Genomic DNA, 14,858 nt, shown 5'->3' on the forward strand with positions numbered 1-14,858 from the left:
CCGTGCCTTTCTCGACACTGCCCAACTTCGGTCTCAACCGGAAGGAGCTGCCGCTTCGGCTCGGTGTTCTGAGACTCGTCGCCGTGCTCTCCACACTGGCGACCATCGCGCAGTGGATCATCCCGGTGGTTGCGAGGGGCATCTTCAACGGCGGGCGGATCTACTACTCCAACGAGCCGTCGAAGCTGTACGACTCGTTGCTGCCGTGGCCCGTGCTGAGCGTCCCCGCGTGGCTGACGATCACCACTGGGCTGCTCGCGATCGGATGCGCCTGCGCCTATCTCTTGCTCGGCGGTCTCGAGATCTCGTCCGACGTGTCTTTCATGTTCTTCGCGCCGTCTTTGGCGGGAGTCTTCGCCATCTTCATCGCGGCATTCGAGATGGATCCCACCGGCGTGATCTGGACGCCGGGGCCGGACGGTTACCCGATCGGATGGCACTGGGTGGTCGCCCCGTTCGTTCTGCTGCTCTTGGCCGCGACGCTCGTTTCTGCGGCACGGATGAAGCGTCTGCGTGCGGAGCGCCGACGAAGGAGAGCGCAGCATGTCACTCCGGGATGAACTCCTCGGAACCGCGGCACCCAGGCCGATCGGATACTCCCTCCTCGTCCCGCCTGATTGGGGTCGCTTCGTCGCCGACAACGCGGGACGTGAACAGCTCACCGAGCTGATGAGGTCGCGATTCCTCGAGGTGCACCGGCCCGATCTCTTTGGGCAGGCGCGCGCCGCCGTGCACCGCCAGTGGGAGCTTCTTCGGCAGCGAGGAGCGATCGAGATCTACATGCCGATCATCGCGCCTGTCGAGGGCGGCACGCCGATGAGCATCGTGACCGTCCCGTGGCTCGCCCAGGGGGAGTTCGTCGAGGACGTGGTTCGCCGTGCGGACGACGCGGAGGTCGAGACGCTGGATGCCGGCGATGGCTCTGTGGTCTACCGCTGGGAGCACGATCGCGAAGGGCGAGCCGAGACCGAGGGCGTCCTCTCGCGCGAGGTCTGCTACGTCCGTCCCTTCCCCGGTGCCAGTCCGCGCAAGGGCATTCTGGTGATGGCATCGATCGTGCATCCGGGTGTCGATCAGGCGGGGCCCGCACTCGACGGCTTCACGACGCTTGCGGATGCCGTCGCATCGACTTTGGTGTGGAGATTCGCGTGACCGATGCGCTCCCCGAGGGTTGGTTGCCGACGCCGTTTGCCGTGAATGAAGCCGATGCCGCGCAGTTCGCGGTGGATCTTTGCCGGATCGCCGCCGAATCCTTCCCGGGTTTCATCGACGGAGCCGAGGCGCATGATGCCGTGGCCACCGTGATCACTCGAGCGCCGGTGACCTCGATAACGGTCGGTCGGGTCTGGCATGTCCTCGGACCGGACGCGACCGGCGCCGTCGTCGACCTGAGTGTTGCGGAGAACACAGCCTCTGTACCCGATTCGCCCTTCAAGCTCAGCATCCCGCAGAGAGAGTGGCAGTTCGGCGGCGGCCGTGCGATGCTGTCGCTGGTGGCGCCGAGAGAAGGCGTTCGCATGGCGATGGCCTTGCGAGCGCAACGGGCCGACGGCACACGTACCCTGATCGCTGACATTCTCGACGAACCCGCCGTGCTCGGGCTCATCCTCGACGACGTCATCTCCCTTGTCGGCGGAGAGTCGCACGCCGACACCGACACCGACTGAGTCGCGGCTGGTCTGACTCCGCCGGGGGGTGGGGAGTTCTCCCCATCGACGGGTTCTGTCGGGGGCCCGTAGGGTGGGTGTTGTCGGGCCGGGGTGGTCCGGTTCGGGTAACTTTCGGAGGTGTTGTTGATGGCCGATTTCGGTGCGTCTTATGCGGAGATGGAGCAGGTGGCGTCGTCGCTGTCGCAGGCTCGTGATGACATTCAGGGTCAGCTGGACACCCTGAAGGGTCAGGTGGACACTCTGCTGGGTGAGGACTTCAAGACGCAGCACGCGTCGGGCAAGTTCGGTGAGGGCTACGGCGAACTCACTACTGGTCTGAAGTCGGCGGTGGATGGCATCAATGACATGTCGGAGTCGCTGCTGGGCATGATGCGCGCGATCCAGGATCTGGATCAGCAGCTCGCCGGCGGCTGAACACCCACCGAGTCTTTTCCAGAAAGGGCCGACCATTTCGGTCGGCCCTCTCTGCGTCTGACGGAGCCCGCCGCCGCGGGGCGAGGAGAGATACCGCATGACGATCGACGATGATGCGCTCCAGCGTGCGCTGGCGGGACTGTACGTGCGGATTCCCCGATCGGACGAGGATGCCGCGCAGCTGCGCGCAGAGGTGCGCGCAGCGGACGCCGCTCTCGGCGCCGCACTGCGTGCTGCCGACCGGCGACGCGCTCACACCATGCCGGCGGAGGCACCGGCATCCGAAACAGGACAGGACCAGGCATGAGCGACGTCCGGATGGATCTTGCCCAGCTCGAGTCGACCGCCCAGGCCGCCAAGGGACTCGCCACGACCTTCGATGGAGCGGAATCGTTCGCTGCCGATGTGGGATCGCTCACAGGGCACAGCGGGCTGAGCGCCAAGGTCGACGACTTCGGCGGCAAATGGGACATCGCCAGGGAAGACCTGAGTGAGAGCCTGCGCTCTCAAGCCGAATTCATGCAGGCGATCGTCGACACGTTCCGTGACCTCGACGCGAAGATGGCTCAGGGGGAGTAGAACATGACGGTGCTTCCGGGGCATCCCGAAGAACTGAGTGCTCGCGCGACGACCCTCGTTGCCTCGGCCGACGTCATCCTCGAGGTCATCGGTGCGCTCCGGGGCATCGTCGCCGACGACGAAGGTAAGGCCGTTCACGCGCTCTACGAACAGAACGAGCAGATCTCGGCTGATCTGGAGCGCATTCATCCGCGCTACCGCGGCACGGCCGATGCGATCACCGAGTACGCCGTGGTGCTCACCGACGCCCATGCTCGCGCAGAGAGCGCCCAGGCAGACCTGGACGATGCGCTCGACTCGCATAGCAGCGCCAGCTCGGCACTGAGAGATCTGACCGTGCGTGTGAGCGCCGCAGACGATCCGTCGCCGGAGCTCACCGATCAGATGCCCGGGGCCCAGCGGGCCGTCGACGCCGCCGTGGCGGCCATGGGCGACGCACTCTCGCGCATCCGCGCGGCGCGGGATGACATGGATGCTGCCGCCGAGACCGCGATGAACCGGATCGACGCCGCCATCGACCCGTCCAACGAGGGGTTCTGGGACGGCGTGGGAGATTTCTTCGCCGGGGTCGGGGACTTCCTCTCGGGGATCGGTGAGTGGATAGGCGACTTCCTGCAAGACGTCGTGAACCTGCTGAAGGCGATCGCCGACACACTGGTGGCGATTCTGGGTGTGCTGGTCGTGCTCGTGCTGATCGTCGCCGTCGGGGCGTTGTTCGGCACGGTCGGGCTCGTCATCGGCGCGGTGATCGCGATCGCACTCGCCGCCTTCTTGATCTGGAGCGTGCTGTCGGACGTCGCGCGCGACACGCCCGCTGTGGCGGGCAAGAACCGCTACGCGGGTGCCAGCAAGAAGGAGATACCCGACGACCCGAGCCTCGCCAACGTGCTCGATGGCGCCGGTGAGGTCGATGCCCTCGGCCTGGAAGACGAGAGCGTGGTGAAGATCTCGAAGGTGCTGGGCCCGGACGGCTGGCACTACACGGTCACCTTGCCGAGCACGCAGGAGTGGCTCTCGCGATTCGGCGACAAGGGAGCGGTCAACGACCTCGACAGCAACCTCGCGCTCATGCTGACACCAGCGCTGCAGACGCAGTACGAGCGCGCTGTGCTCGATGCGATGCGCCATGCGGGAGTCGGCCCCGACGATCCGGTCATGCTCGTCGGCTTCAGCCAGGGCGGGATCATGGCCGGGCATCTCGCGGCGTACAACTCCGACTACAACTGGCAGGCCGTTGTCGCAGCCGGGGCTCCCATCGATCACATGCCGATTCCCGGCGACATCGACGTCGTCTCGGTGCAGCACAACGGCGACCCGGTGCCGAGGTTGGATGCCATTGCCGGCGACTTCGACAGCATTGAGCACGGGTCAAACTGGACATCGATCCGAGTCGACCCGCCGAACCCGCACGCTGTTCTCGGCGTCGACGTCGGCGCGCACAACGCCGACAAGTACTCCCAGACCTACCAGGCTCACCTCGACCAGGTGCAGGCAAGGCATCCTGGGCTGGCGGACTTCTTCAACGATGATGGCTACACCGACGTCTCGTACTACCACTGGAGCGAATGACAATGCAGCATCGAAGCGTGCGGGGACGGCGATTGCTCGCTGCGGCTGTGGCAGGAGCGTTGCTCTCCGGCAGCGTGGCGGGGTGTGGGGTGCTGCCCCCGAGCGGCGGACAGACAGAGGAGCAGACTGTGGATTACGGTGACGTCTCGAGTGCTGTGGTGGCGGGCGTGCCACGCGTGGTCGCCGTTGACGGCTTGGAACGATCGCGCAATGGCTTCGGGCATCGACTCAGCATCGGCGTGGTCACCGATTCGCCCGAGCCGTTCACCAGCGATGAGCTCGATGCGCTCCTCGAGGCAGTGTGGCGCGCGCTTCCCTGGGAACCGAACACGATCAAGGTGGTCGCGGGCACGAGCGCAGCCGAGGGGGAGGAACCGGTCGATCTCCGAGCGGCGGCGGCCGAGCTCAGCCCGCTCGGCGTGACCAACGCCGGTCAGGGCGGAGTCAGCCTGACCGATATGGATGTCCGCTACGGTGCGTGGACGGGGCCGGAGTGACCGGTCCCGAGCTGCGGTTTCGTCTGCCGGGACGCTGGTTCTCGGTGGATCTCTCCGGAGACGATGCCACACGGGCATCCATCCAGGCGATCGCGAAGAAAGCCATCGGCGTCGCCGATGATCGTGCCGCAGAACGTGCGCGGGTGCGCGCCCAGTTGCAGGAAGCGGTGTCGGCGGGCGCGCGGGGAGAGACCCGCGCCATCATGTTCTCCACCGAGATCGCGCCCGGCACGCCACTGCCGGTGACGCTGCTGGTCTTCGAACCGGCCGATCTGCGGATGAGCCCGGCGATCGGTACGGCGCCGCAGGCGGTGCTCGGCGTCATGGCAGAAGGACTGAAGCAGATCGATCCCGCCGCGCACGCATCGCTGGCCGAGGTGCGGGGGCCGGGCACTCCGGCACTGCGCACGCATCGCGTTGAGACGATCGACGACGGCAGCGAATCGCAGGGGATCACGCGGTTGATCGCCGACTACTGGGTGCCCGTGCCCGCATCCAAGCGCCTGCTGATGGCGAGGTTCTCGACACCGCTCGGTGACCTCGAGAACCTCATGCTGTCACTGTTCGACGAATTCGTAGCCGCCGCCCGCTTTGTCAGCTCCGGATCTCTGCGCGACGAGCTGATGGGCTCATCATCTGTCACCGCGCGGTAGCGGCGCTCAGGCCTCGACGTCGACCAGGTGGCGGGACTGGTGTCCGAGGATCTTGACCATGATTCCGTGCCGACGCAGCTCGGCGACCGTGCGCGACTCCTCGTCACGGTCGCGGCCCAGCGCATGCACGTTCGCGACCACCAGCACGTCACCGCGCTGCAGCGTCTCGATCAATCGCGCCAGGCGGTCGCCCCAGCTCTCCAGGATCTCGGGTGCGGGATGACGGAAGCCCTCGATCGGCACACCGAAGCGGGTGAGGTCCTCACGCTGCTGGGTGACCGAGGGCATCCCCTCGCGCGAGACGACCAGGCCGACCAGTCGGGCGCTCTCGGGGCGCATGGACCACCAGCCGTGGTCATCGTGGGCCAGGCACTTCGGGCATGACGCGGCCGCGTGCGGCAGCGTCAGCGGACTGGTCAGCGCAGCATCCGCGTGAGCGTTCGGCGCACTCATCCCGTCGTTCATCGTCATACCTCCCGCATCCATTCTGCCCGAGCGGCGGCGCTTCAAAGCACCCCGAGCGCGCGCACCGCGTCGCGTTCGTCGGCGAGTTCGGCGACGGAAGCATCGATGCGCGTCCGTGCCCACTCGTCGAGCTCGAGTCCTTCGACGATCTGCCAGGCCCCGTCGATCGATCGCACCGGGAACGAGCAGACCAGCCCCTCGGGCACGCCGTACTCACCGTGCGAGACGACGCCCGCGCTGGTCCAGTCGTCGGTACCGAGCATCCAGTCGCGCATGTGCTCAATCGTGGCGTTGGCTGCCGACGCCACGGACGACGATCCCCGCACCTGGATGATCTCGGCGCCGCGCTTCGCGACCCGCGGGATGAACGTCTGCTCCTGCCACGCGCGAACGTCGCCCACCTGCGTGCTCAGAGCGTCGACGACCGGGCGGCCGTCGATCGTCGCATGCGAGATATCGGGAAACTGGGTCGCCGAGTGGTTGCCCCAGATCGGTACACGGCGGATGCCGCCCACCGGCGCACCGAGGGTCTGAGCCAGCTGCGCGCGCGCCCTGTTCTCATCGAGCCGGGTGAGTGCGGTGAACCGCTCAGCGGGAACACCGTCGGCAGCCGAGGCAGCGATCAGGGCGTTGGTGTTGGCCGGGTTGCCCACCACGACCACGCGCACATCATCGGCCGCGTTCGCACCGATCGCCGTGCCCTGCGGCCCGAAGATTCCGGCGTTGGCGGCCAGTAGATCTGCCCGCTCCATGCCGGGGCCGCGGGGGCGCGCGCCGACCAGCAGAGCGGCGTTCGCGCCGTCGAAGGCCACAGCCGGATCGTCGGTGACCTCGACGTGTTCGAGCAGTTCGAAGGCGCCGTCCTGAAGTTCGAGTGCGGCGCCCTCGGCCGCGCCCATTCCCTGCGGGATCTCCAGCAGCCGCAGCCGAACCTTCTCATCCGGCCCCAGCATGTCGCCCGCCGCGATGCGGAACAGCAGCGCGTAGCCGATCTGTCCGCCGGCCCCCGTGATCGTGATCGTCGTCGCCATGTCTCACAGCCTATTGCGGTGCGCCGACGTCATCAGCGGTATTTTTGGGACATGACCTTCAACCCGAACGCCGACATCTCGGGCAACACCACCCGCAGGCGCGGCCGCAATGCCGCCATCGGCGGTGGCATCGGTGTCGGGGTGATCGGCATCCTCGCGCTGCTGATCGGGCCGATGCTCGGGGTCGACCTGTCGGGCCTGGTCGGTGGCGGCACGGTGCCGTCGGGCAGTGGCAACAGCATCGAGGGGACGCTCACCGAGTGCGAGACCGGGGCGGATGCCAACGAGAACGACGACTGCCGCATGGCGGGAGCCGAGGTCGTGCTCAACGACTACTGGGAGGCGCATGTCGACGGCTACGTCGCGCCGACGATGACCGTGGTCGAGGGGCAGACGCCCACCCAGTGCGGCACCGCGTCGAACGCAGTGGGTCCGTTCTATTGCCCGCCCGAGATGGGCGTGTACATCGACCCCGACTTCTTCGCCATCATGCGCCAGCAGTTCGGCGCCTCAGCGGGCGAGCTCGCCCAGTTGTACATCGCCGGCCACGAGTGGGGTCACCACATCCAGAACATCACCGGGGTGATGCGCGAGTACCCGAACAACGGCACGGGCCCCGACAGCAACGGTGTGCGCATGGAGCTGCAGGCCGACTGCTACGCCGGTGCGTGGCTCGGTGATGTCACCACGCTCGAAGACGACAACGGGGTGCCGTACCTGCAGCCGCCCACCGAGACCCAGTTGCGCGATGCGGTCAACGCCGCCTACGTCGTGGGCGATGACCACATTCAGCAGCAGTCCGGTGGCTTCGTCAGCCCCGAGAGCTTCACGCACGGCTCGAGCGAGCAGCGCAAGTACTGGTTCGCGAACGGCTACACCAACGGTCTCGGCGTCTGCGACACCTTCGCGGTTCCCGGCGACCGGCTCTGACCCACGCGTCGTTTCCGCCGAGACCCCCACCTGCCGCCGAGACCCCCACCTGCGGGCGCCCACACGTGGGGGTGTGGACGCGAGATGGGGGTGCCGGCGAGTGAGGCCAGGCGCGCAGAGCGAGGTCAGGCGCGCAGCGCCGCCAGCAGCGTGCGCACCAGGCCGAGTGCGCCGCCGCGGGCGCGGAAACGCGTCAGGCCCGCCGACACCTCTGTGCCCGTGCGTGCCGAGACGAACCACGGCGGTTTCGGCAGGATGCTGAAGCGCCCGCCGCCGTTGACTACAGGCAACGACCGCGGGAAGGGACGGAACGGCCCGCGCACCACCGAGCGCTCCACGTCATCGAGCAGCAGCGCGTTGTGCACGACGCCGATACCGCTGCCCACGTCGTCGATGGTGTTGCCGGGGAACGCCCCCCACGTCATTGTCGGCACGATGAAACCGAGCGCCGTCCAGGTGTTGATCGCGATCGACCCATAGCGGAACTCGGCGATCGCCCGCTCGAATCCGGCACCCATCGCCTTCTCGGTCGCCGGATCGATGATGATGTTGCCGCCGAGAGTGCCGACGAGTTCATCATTCGCGTACGTCACAGCCGCGTCGAGGAACGCCTGGCCAGTGCCGTCGAGCTCGACCACGCCCAGCACCGGGGCGAAGTACTCGGTGGACTGCAGAGCGGTGGCATCCGAGTTCTCATCGATCTCGACGAGCAGACGATCGGCGAGCACCAGGGCATCCGGATAGTCCTCGGCGGCCGCACCCATGCGCTTCGGCGACCCGGGGTACCAGATCGGACGTTCGGGAGCGCTGGCGTAGGCGCGCCGCAGCGCGGCGCGGAACTGGTCGGCCTGCGCCCAGTCGCGGGACATGATCACGACTTGCCCGGCGATGCAGTTGTGCCCGCTGTTCTGCAGTCGCATCGTCGCGACGTGCTCGGCGTGGAAGGTGATGTCGGCATCGGTCCACTCACCGGGGACGACGATGATCGGTGAGACCCCGCCGAGCTCGGCGGTGATCGGCTTCTTCAGCAACGGTCGGTTCTCACGCCGCCGCCGGGTGGTCGCCGCCTTCTGCGCTCCGGTGCCGTTCGACGGGCCCCACACGATCGCATCGAAGGTCGCCGCGGCACCGGTGATGTGCACATGGTCGAGGTCGGGATGACCGGTCAGGTAGGAGCCCACGGCGGCGCCACCGCGCACGATCCGCAGGAATCCGGGCGCGATCAGCGGGGCCAGCGCCCGCTCATACACGGGCACCAGGGCGTCCTGGGTGGGATTGACCTTCAGCAGAACGACGCGGTTGTGCGCGAGCAGCTCGTAGAACACATCGAGCACCGGGATCGAGGTGATGTTGCCGGCGCCGAGCACCAGGCCGACGCCGCCGGGGGCATCCGGGGTGAGCTGGGCCAGGCCGGCTTTTCGTCGCGCGGATGCCGGGGTGGTGCCGGGCTTCAGCCACACCTCACCACTGAATCCCGCCAACAGGATCTGGTCGCTGCGGGTCAACGGGAATGCGTCTACACGGGTGCGCCCACCGGGGGCGCGGCCGATCGTGAGCCCGTCGAGCGTGCTGCGACCGCCGGCGAGCTTCGTGAGGGTGTCAGCGTAGGCATCCAGTGCGCCCAGCGTCGAGTACGGACCGCTGAGCCATTCCTCACCGCGCAGCGGATGCCCCGAAGGCAGCCCCTTGGAATCGGCGGCTGTGTCAGCCCAGTCCTCGATCGTCGCCGACACCGAGTCGCGCAGCGCGCGCAACAGGGTTTCCCGCTGCGACAGCGTCAGGCTCGACCATGTGGCCGCGCCCTTGCGCAGCACGGTGATGTGCGCGTCGAGTTCGGCGCGCTCGGCGTCGTCGAGGGCGGATGCCGGGGCGGGCGCGGTCGTGGAAGTCATCGTCGTCTCCTTCAGCGTCGCCCCAGCGTATCGCCGGGAAGCGGTGGGTCAGATGAGGGCGAGCTCGCGCAGCTTGGCCTCGACGTCGGCGTTCGACGGCTCGACGTGGTGGCTCGAGTCGGGGTACACGACCACCGGGATGTTCATGCGGCCCGAGATCTCCTTGGCGACGTCGGCGGCGGCCGGGTCGGCTACCAGGTCGATGTAGGTGTACTCGATGCCGAGGTCGTCGAGCTGCTTCTTGGTGCGGCGGCAGTCACCGCACCAGTCGGCGCCGAACATAGTGAGGGAGTCGGATGCAGGGGTGCTCATGCCTCCAGCCTACGACGGCCACGGACACCCGGCGCCAAGCGAAAGATGGCACGATTGAACGCACGCGTCAACGCACGGCCGATCGCAGATCGGGGGAGGGATCACGTGAGCGCCACCGCCCAGCAGCCCGTCGCAGTCGCACCGGTCACCGTGATCGTGCCGACCTACAACGAGCGCGAGAACGTGGCCGAACTCGTGCGGCGCATCGGCGCGGCGCTTGGCGGGTACCGCGCTGAGATCCTCTTCGTCGACGACAGTTCCGACGGCACCGCCGACGAGGTGGCCAGGGTCGCGGTATCCGCGCCTCTTCCCGTACGAGTCATCCATCGTGAGAGCAACAGCGGCGGTCTCGGCGGTGCGGTTGTGCTGGGGCTGCAGCAGGCGGCGTACGACGTATGCATCGTCATGGACGGTGATCTGCAGCATCCGCCCGAGCTTCTGCCGGCCATGCTCGCACGTTACGCGCGGGGCGACGCCGACGTCGTCGCCGCGTCGCGCTACATCGGTGGCGGTGACTCCGCAGGGCTCGGGACCACACTGCGTTTGGGTGTCTCGAAAGCGGCGACCGCCGTCACGAAGGCGATGTTCCTGCGCCGGCTGTGGCGCAGCACCGACCCGATGACGGGCTTCTTTCTCGTCGACCGCGCCCGGGTCGACGTCGATGTGCTGCGCCCGCAGGGATTCAAGATCCTGCTCGAGATCCTGGTGCGGGCGGGCGAACGTCACGACCTGCGGATCGCCGAGGTGCCGATGGCCTTTGGTGCCCGTCAGCATGGCAACTCGAAGGCCACGCTGCGTCAGGGGGCGACATTCCTCGCGCATCTGGCCCGGTTGCGATTCGGCAAGATGGGCCTGTTCGCCCTGATCGGTGGCATCGGCGCCGTCGCGAACATCGGCATCATGTGGGTGCTCACCCAGGCCGGGATGGACTACCTGATCGCCGCGGTGATCGGCTCTGCCGCGACGATCATCGGCAACTTCGTCCTGCAGGAGCTGTTCGTTTTCCGGGCAGAGCGCCACGATGCGTCACGGCTGTGGGTGCGTTTTGCCGCCTCGGTGTCGTTCAACGGCATCGAGGCCGCGCTGCGTATTCCGGTAATGGCATGGATGGTCGAGAGCTGGCATATCTCGAGTGTTCTCGCCACGGCGATCTCGTTGGTCGTCGCCTTCTTCGCCCGGTTCCTGTTCCACGCGCTGGTCGTCTACGCGCCGCGCAAGCGCAAGACGGCGGATGCTGTCGCCGAGCCGGCCGTCGACACCGCGGCGATGCGCGTGCTGCGGGCGATCGACGCCGAGGCCATGCGCCCCGGCGAGCTCTGACCCGCTGCCGCTGCTGCTGCTGTCGCGTCGTCGCGTCGCCCATCGCGTGCCGCGCCCTCCGCTGAGAAACCACTTCCCGTTCGAGAAACACCTCCGCACGTGGTGTCTCATACGGGAAGTGGTTTCTCAGCGGCGGGCCAGTACGCCAGCAGGTGGGCACAGGGCGGGGTGGCGTTGCGGATCGCAGGGGGTGCTGTCAACCCCTTGCATCCGCCGGTTGGGATTCGAGAGCCTGGGGGCTGTCGCGGTGGACCCCGCGGCGCGAAAGGAGCCCTGCCATGAGCATCGGAACCGGAATCGCCCTCGTCGTCATCGGCGCCATCCTGACCTTTGCGGTGAACGTCGACGTCGCGTGGCTCGACCTCGACCTGATCGGGTACATCCTGATGGGTGCCGGAGTCGTCGTGTTCCTCATCGGCATCGTGCTGATGGCACGCCGTCGTCGCACCGACGTCGTCACCCGCACTGAGACGGCCCCCGACGGCACGCAGCAGACGCGCCGCTCGACCCGTTCCCCCGGCCCCGACGACGTCATCTGACTCCGCCGGTCGGCAGCGCCCGCTGAGAAACCACTTCCCGTTCGAGAAACACCTCCGCACGTGGTGTCTCAAACGGGAAGTGGTTTCTCGCCGGCGAGCGAGACGGCGCGAGACGGTGAGAGAGACGGGCGAGAAACGAGTTACAGGCCCTGGCCGGCGTCCCAGAGACGTTCGGTCTGACCGGCCAGCAGGGCATCGAGCGATGAGGCCTGCGCGTCGGTGAGCGAGGCGACGTAGTCGATGATCCCGCGTCCGCGGGCGAGCCGGTCGAGGTCGTCGTCAGTGCGCGCCCCGACCAGGTCGGGGGCGTCGTGCCGCAGGCGACGGTAGTCGTCGGTGGCGAGTTCGACCAGGTCGATGAGTCTGCGGGGAGCGCGACGTGCGTCGCCCGGGTCGTCGAGCCAGGCGGTGAAGCCGTCGACAAGCCGCACGAGGATGTTCGCCTGCCCGCGCTGGTAAACGGTCAGGTCGGGGCGTTCGAGGATGAAGCGCTCGTGCAAGAACTTCAGCACGGCGACCTCATGCCACGCCTGGCGGTTGAGACTCACATGGCCGCAGCGTTCATCGGGATGCCGGTGCACTTCGATCGACGATTGCAGGCGCGCGATCCATGCGGTCGTGAAGCGCGCCAGGCCGCGTTCGCTGGCCAGCGAGCCGTCGAACGGTTCGGCGACGAGACCGTCGATGACCTCGGCCGAGACCTTTGCGACGGCTTCGCTGAAGGCATCCGCATCGGCGATCCAGGCGTCTTTGCTCTGCAGGCGGCGCCAGAGCAGCTCGAGCGAGTGGCCGGGTGTGCGGGTGTCGGCTTCGAGCGCGTCGCGATCGGATGCCCGTAGCCGGGCGAGGTCGCGGTGCCAGGAGTGGAATTCGGCCGACAGCGTCGCGGGGTTCAGCAGTCCGGCGCGGTAGAAGTCGTCGAGGTCGTGCAGCGAGTAGGCGATGTCGTCGGAGATGTCCATGATCGAGCATTCGACGGTCTGCTGACCGGGCGCGATGAGCGGGTACGCCGACAGCGCCGCGCGGGCGTCCTGCTCGTCGATCGCATAGTAGTTGAACTTGCTCGCCCCACCGCGTCGGCGTCCGCCGTCGCCGCGGCGCCAGGGGTACTTCAGGACGGCGGCGCGTACGGCTGCGGTGAGGTTGAGGCCGACGCCGGGGCGGTCGTGTTCGTCGAGGCGGGTGAGGATGCGGTAGGTCTGCGCGTTGCCCTCGAAGCCTTCGCTCAGCCCGAAGCGGGTGCGGGCGAGGTGGTCGAGGGTTTGCTCGCCGAGGTGGCCGAAGGGCGGATGCCCGAGGTCGTGCGCCGCGGCCGCTGCCTGGACGACGACGGGGTGCGCGCCGCCGAGCTCGGCGACGATGTGCCCTGCCTCGTCGTCGCGTGTCGATAGGTGCGTGGCGATGGCGCGTGCGACGGCTGCGACCTTGATCGAGTGGGTGAGCCGGTTGTGTACGGCGAGCCCCGCGCCCGCCTGCGAAATCACCTGCGTGACGGCCGAGAGGCGTGAGTAGAAGGGCGAGAAGCGGATGCGTTCGACATCGACCCGGAACTGCGGATGCCCTTCGGCCCGCTGGAACTCGTTCAGCGTCTCGGGAAGACGCCGCGCCTGCCGGGGATCGTTCGGATGCTGGGGCATGCAGTCAGTGTGGCACGGCGGATGCCACGGCTGCGCCTGTGTTCCGGGTCGGCGCCGCGGGGTGACGAGCGCGGCCAGGTGGGCAGGCAACGTCTTGAGATTTCATGACCCCGCTGACCAGGCCCCTGCTCGTCCTCGTCAGGCCTCGTGAGGTGCAGGTCAGCGGTCCGTGGCGGGTCGAGACCGCGTGTGAAGTGCGCAGAGCCACCGGTCATGAAGGCGCCTAGGTAACGTTTCGGTAGCCTTCAACTGTGAACGACCTTAAGGCCGATGACTCCGACCGACTGATCGCCGCCGCCCTTCAAGTGAACGGCCGAGCCTCGTGGGGCGAGATCGGGCGGGCGCTGGATCTGCCTGAGCGCACCGTCGCCCGGCGCGGTCAGCGCCTGCTCGACAGCGGCCTCGTGCGGGTGTCGACCTATGTCGATCCGGCGCGCGTCCTGCATGCGCGCGCCGTGTTGTTCCGCATCACCACCCAGCCGCGGGCGCTGTGGAGTGTGGCTCGTTCGTTGGCGCGGCGGCCCGATGCGTCGTCGGTGTCGGTGCTCGAAGGCAGCAGTGACGTGACGGGGATGCTGCTGCCGCGTGATGATGCGGCGATCCGCGAACTGCTGTTCACCGACTTCCGCGAACTGCGCGGAGTGGAGTCGATTCACGTCACCACGGTGCTGAAGTTCTTCCGTTCCGGGCATGACTGGCGGGTCGACATTCTCAGCGACGAGCAGGTGCGGATGCTCGACCCGGGCCCGTCCGGCCCCTTGGACCCGGGTGATTCTTTGTCTCCCGATGAGCATGCGCTCATCGAGCTGCTGCTGCGCGACGGGCGGATGCCGGTGGCGCAGCTCGCGCGCGACGTGGGCCTGAATGTCACCACGACGCGTCGCCGCATGGAGTCGTTGCAGCGGCGCGGGCTCATGCATCCGCGAACCGAGGTGCTGCCGTCACTGTTCGGTCTGGGCCTGGAGGCGCTGGTCTGGTTCCGTGTGCCGATGGCAGACATGGAGGCCGTGGGGTCGGCGCTCGCCACGGCGCCCGAGGTGAAGTTCATCGTGGCGACCACCGGAACCTCGCAGTTGCTGTTGAACGTGCTCGTGCGGGACGAAGCTGAGTTCTACGAGTTCCTGACCGGTCCGACGATCGCTCAGCACGAGGGTCTGGAGGTTGTCGATTCGCTCGTGGTGATCGCGCCGGTTCTGCGCGGTTCGCTGATGGTCGACACCCTGATCGACGCCGATGAGGAGCCGCTTACGGGGGCCATCCGAATATAGCGAGATCGCTCACAAATCCCGCCCTAGTGGCGAGATAGTTCATCTACGGTTGCATTTCTGGCGAAAACCGGCGATTATCATC

The 14,858-nt window shown here is 67.6% G+C and carries 18 protein-coding genes; 13 read left to right on the forward strand and 5 right to left on the reverse strand.

Features of this window, described 5'->3' with window-relative positions; all coding sequences use genetic code 11:
• The first annotated feature begins 2 nt into the window (after positions 1–2).
• The 9 genes from ACLD0U_RS00565 (at position 3) to ACLD0U_RS00605 (ending at position 5,382) form a co-directional block, all read left to right on the forward strand.
• Positions 3–560, forward strand: coding sequence for a hypothetical protein (locus ACLD0U_RS00565; RefSeq protein WP_179409217.1), 558 nt, complete (start codon positions 3–5; stop codon positions 558–560).
• Positions 544–1,152, forward strand: coding sequence for a hypothetical protein (locus ACLD0U_RS00570; RefSeq protein WP_206550612.1), 609 nt, complete (start codon positions 544–546; stop codon positions 1,150–1,152). Before ACLD0U_RS00565 ends, ACLD0U_RS00570 begins: the two co-directional genes overlap by 17 nt.
• Positions 1,149–1,667 carry a hypothetical protein gene (locus tag ACLD0U_RS00575; protein ID WP_179409215.1) on the forward strand — a complete coding sequence of 173 codons (519 nt, stop codon included), beginning with the start codon at positions 1,149–1,151 and terminating at the stop codon, positions 1,665–1,667. Before ACLD0U_RS00570 ends, ACLD0U_RS00575 begins: the two co-directional genes overlap by 4 nt.
• Positions 1,668–1,796: 129 nt before the next feature.
• Complete coding sequence (locus ACLD0U_RS00580; protein WP_179409214.1) at positions 1,797–2,084, forward strand: WXG100 family type VII secretion target; 288 nt, start codon at positions 1,797–1,799, stop codon at positions 2,082–2,084.
• Between the two features lie 97 nt (positions 2,085–2,181).
• The gene (locus ACLD0U_RS00585; protein WP_410339519.1) at positions 2,182–2,391 is read left to right on the forward strand and encodes a hypothetical protein; all 210 of its coding nucleotides are present in this window, start codon (positions 2,182–2,184) and stop codon (positions 2,389–2,391) included.
• On the forward strand, positions 2,388–2,663 hold the full coding sequence (locus tag ACLD0U_RS00590) for a hypothetical protein (RefSeq protein ID WP_179409212.1): 276 nt from the start codon (positions 2,388–2,390) through the stop codon (positions 2,661–2,663). The genes ACLD0U_RS00585 and ACLD0U_RS00590 overlap by 4 nt, the downstream gene beginning before the upstream one ends.
• A 3-nt stretch (positions 2,664–2,666) precedes the next feature.
• Positions 2,667–4,232, forward strand: a complete 1,566-nt coding sequence (locus ACLD0U_RS00595) for a hypothetical protein (RefSeq protein WP_410339520.1) — start codon at positions 2,667–2,669, stop codon at positions 4,230–4,232.
• 128 nt (positions 4,233–4,360) lie between these two features.
• Positions 4,361–4,729, forward strand: coding sequence for a hypothetical protein (locus ACLD0U_RS00600; RefSeq protein WP_179409210.1), 369 nt, complete (start codon positions 4,361–4,363; stop codon positions 4,727–4,729).
• The gene (locus ACLD0U_RS00605) at positions 4,726–5,382 is read left to right on the forward strand and encodes a hypothetical protein (RefSeq protein WP_206821161.1); all 657 of its coding nucleotides are present in this window, start codon (positions 4,726–4,728) and stop codon (positions 5,380–5,382) included. The genes ACLD0U_RS00600 and ACLD0U_RS00605 overlap by 4 nt, the downstream gene beginning before the upstream one ends.
• A 6-nt stretch (positions 5,383–5,388) precedes the next feature.
• On the opposite strand, the gene ACLD0U_RS00610 is transcribed toward ACLD0U_RS00605, so the two are convergent.
• A complete protein-coding gene (locus ACLD0U_RS00610; RefSeq protein WP_410339521.1) occupies positions 5,389–5,853 on the reverse strand; it encodes a recombinase family protein in 465 nt (154 codons plus the stop codon).
• Between the two features lie 35 nt (positions 5,854–5,888).
• Positions 5,889–6,878 carry a malate dehydrogenase gene (locus ACLD0U_RS00615; protein ID WP_410339522.1) on the reverse strand — a complete coding sequence of 330 codons (990 nt, stop codon included), beginning with the start codon at positions 6,876–6,878 and terminating at the stop codon, positions 5,889–5,891.
• 51 nt (positions 6,879–6,929) lie between these two features.
• Here ACLD0U_RS00615 and ACLD0U_RS00620 point away from each other — a divergent pair, with 51 nt between their 5' ends.
• Positions 6,930–7,808, forward strand: coding sequence for a neutral zinc metallopeptidase (locus tag ACLD0U_RS00620; protein ID WP_410339523.1), 879 nt, complete (start codon positions 6,930–6,932; stop codon positions 7,806–7,808).
• A 125-nt stretch (positions 7,809–7,933) separates the two neighbouring features.
• Here the strand turns inward: ACLD0U_RS00620 and ACLD0U_RS00625 are convergent, their stop codons facing one another.
• Both ACLD0U_RS00625 and ACLD0U_RS00630 read right to left on the reverse strand, forming a co-directional pair.
• Positions 7,934–9,700: an aldehyde dehydrogenase family protein gene (locus ACLD0U_RS00625; protein WP_410339524.1), complete on the reverse strand. Its 1,767-nt coding sequence runs from the start codon at positions 9,698–9,700 to the stop codon at positions 7,934–7,936.
• Positions 9,701–9,748: 48 nt separating this feature from the next.
• Positions 9,749–10,012: a glutaredoxin domain-containing protein gene (locus ACLD0U_RS00630; protein WP_206821157.1), complete on the reverse strand. Its 264-nt coding sequence runs from the start codon at positions 10,010–10,012 to the stop codon at positions 9,749–9,751.
• A 105-nt stretch (positions 10,013–10,117) separates the two neighbouring features.
• Between ACLD0U_RS00630 and ACLD0U_RS00635 the strand changes: the two genes are divergently transcribed.
• Both ACLD0U_RS00635 and ACLD0U_RS00640 read left to right on the forward strand, forming a co-directional pair.
• Complete coding sequence (locus ACLD0U_RS00635; RefSeq protein ID WP_315900756.1) at positions 10,118–11,332, forward strand: glycosyltransferase family 2 protein; 1,215 nt, start codon at positions 10,118–10,120, stop codon at positions 11,330–11,332.
• Positions 11,333–11,610: 278 nt separating this feature from the next.
• Positions 11,611–11,871, forward strand: a complete 261-nt coding sequence (locus ACLD0U_RS00640; protein WP_179409203.1) for a DUF6458 family protein — start codon at positions 11,611–11,613, stop codon at positions 11,869–11,871.
• A 140-nt stretch (positions 11,872–12,011) separates the two neighbouring features.
• Here ACLD0U_RS00640 and ACLD0U_RS00645 read toward each other — a convergent pair whose 3' ends face one another.
• Positions 12,012–13,508, reverse strand: coding sequence for a deoxyguanosinetriphosphate triphosphohydrolase family protein (locus ACLD0U_RS00645; RefSeq protein WP_410339525.1), 1,497 nt, complete (start codon positions 13,506–13,508; stop codon positions 12,012–12,014).
• 251 nt (positions 13,509–13,759) lie between these two features.
• On the opposite strand from ACLD0U_RS00645, the gene ACLD0U_RS00650 reads away from it, so the two are divergent.
• Positions 13,760–14,776 (forward strand): Lrp/AsnC family transcriptional regulator, encoded by a 1,017-nt coding sequence (locus ACLD0U_RS00650; protein ID WP_206550600.1) that lies wholly within the window; start codon positions 13,760–13,762, stop codon positions 14,774–14,776.
• Positions 14,777–14,858: the final 82 nt, after the last annotated feature.

The organism is Microbacterium sp. 2216-1, from assembly GCF_046507855.1.
GTDB lineage: Bacteria > Actinomycetota > Actinomycetes > Actinomycetales > Microbacteriaceae > Microbacterium > Microbacterium esteraromaticum_C.

What these genes read in the sequence shown, in the direction of transcription:
- ACLD0U_RS00570 (WP_206550612.1), top strand. Translation starts at nt 544, where the DNA reads ATGTCACTCCGGGATGAACTCCTCGGAACCGCGGCACCCAGGCCGATC.
- ACLD0U_RS00580 (WP_179409214.1), top strand. Translation starts at nt 1,797, where the DNA reads ATGGCCGATTTCGGTGCGTCTTATGCGGAGATGGAGCAGGTGGCGTCG.
- ACLD0U_RS00585 (WP_410339519.1), top strand. Translation starts at nt 2,182, where the DNA reads ATGACGATCGACGATGATGCGCTCCAGCGTGCGCTGGCGGGACTGTAC.
- ACLD0U_RS00590 (WP_179409212.1), top strand. Translation starts at nt 2,388, where the DNA reads ATGAGCGACGTCCGGATGGATCTTGCCCAGCTCGAGTCGACCGCCCAG.
- ACLD0U_RS00595 (WP_410339520.1), top strand. Translation starts at nt 2,667, where the DNA reads ATGACGGTGCTTCCGGGGCATCCCGAAGAACTGAGTGCTCGCGCGACG.
- ACLD0U_RS00610 (WP_410339521.1), bottom strand. Translation starts at nt 5,853, where the DNA reads ATGACGATGAACGACGGGATGAGTGCGCCGAACGCTCACGCGGATGCT.
- ACLD0U_RS00615 (WP_410339522.1), bottom strand. Translation starts at nt 6,878, where the DNA reads ATGGCGACGACGATCACGATCACGGGGGCCGGCGGACAGATCGGCTAC.
- ACLD0U_RS00620 (WP_410339523.1), top strand. Translation starts at nt 6,930, where the DNA reads ATGACCTTCAACCCGAACGCCGACATCTCGGGCAACACCACCCGCAGG.
- ACLD0U_RS00625 (WP_410339524.1), bottom strand. Translation starts at nt 9,700, where the DNA reads ATGACTTCCACGACCGCGCCCGCCCCGGCATCCGCCCTCGACGACGCC.
- ACLD0U_RS00630 (WP_206821157.1), bottom strand. Translation starts at nt 10,012, where the DNA reads ATGAGCACCCCTGCATCCGACTCCCTCACTATGTTCGGCGCCGACTGG.
- ACLD0U_RS00640 (WP_179409203.1), top strand. Translation starts at nt 11,611, where the DNA reads ATGAGCATCGGAACCGGAATCGCCCTCGTCGTCATCGGCGCCATCCTG.
- ACLD0U_RS00645 (WP_410339525.1), bottom strand. Translation starts at nt 13,508, where the DNA reads ATGCCCCAGCATCCGAACGATCCCCGGCAGGCGCGGCGTCTTCCCGAG.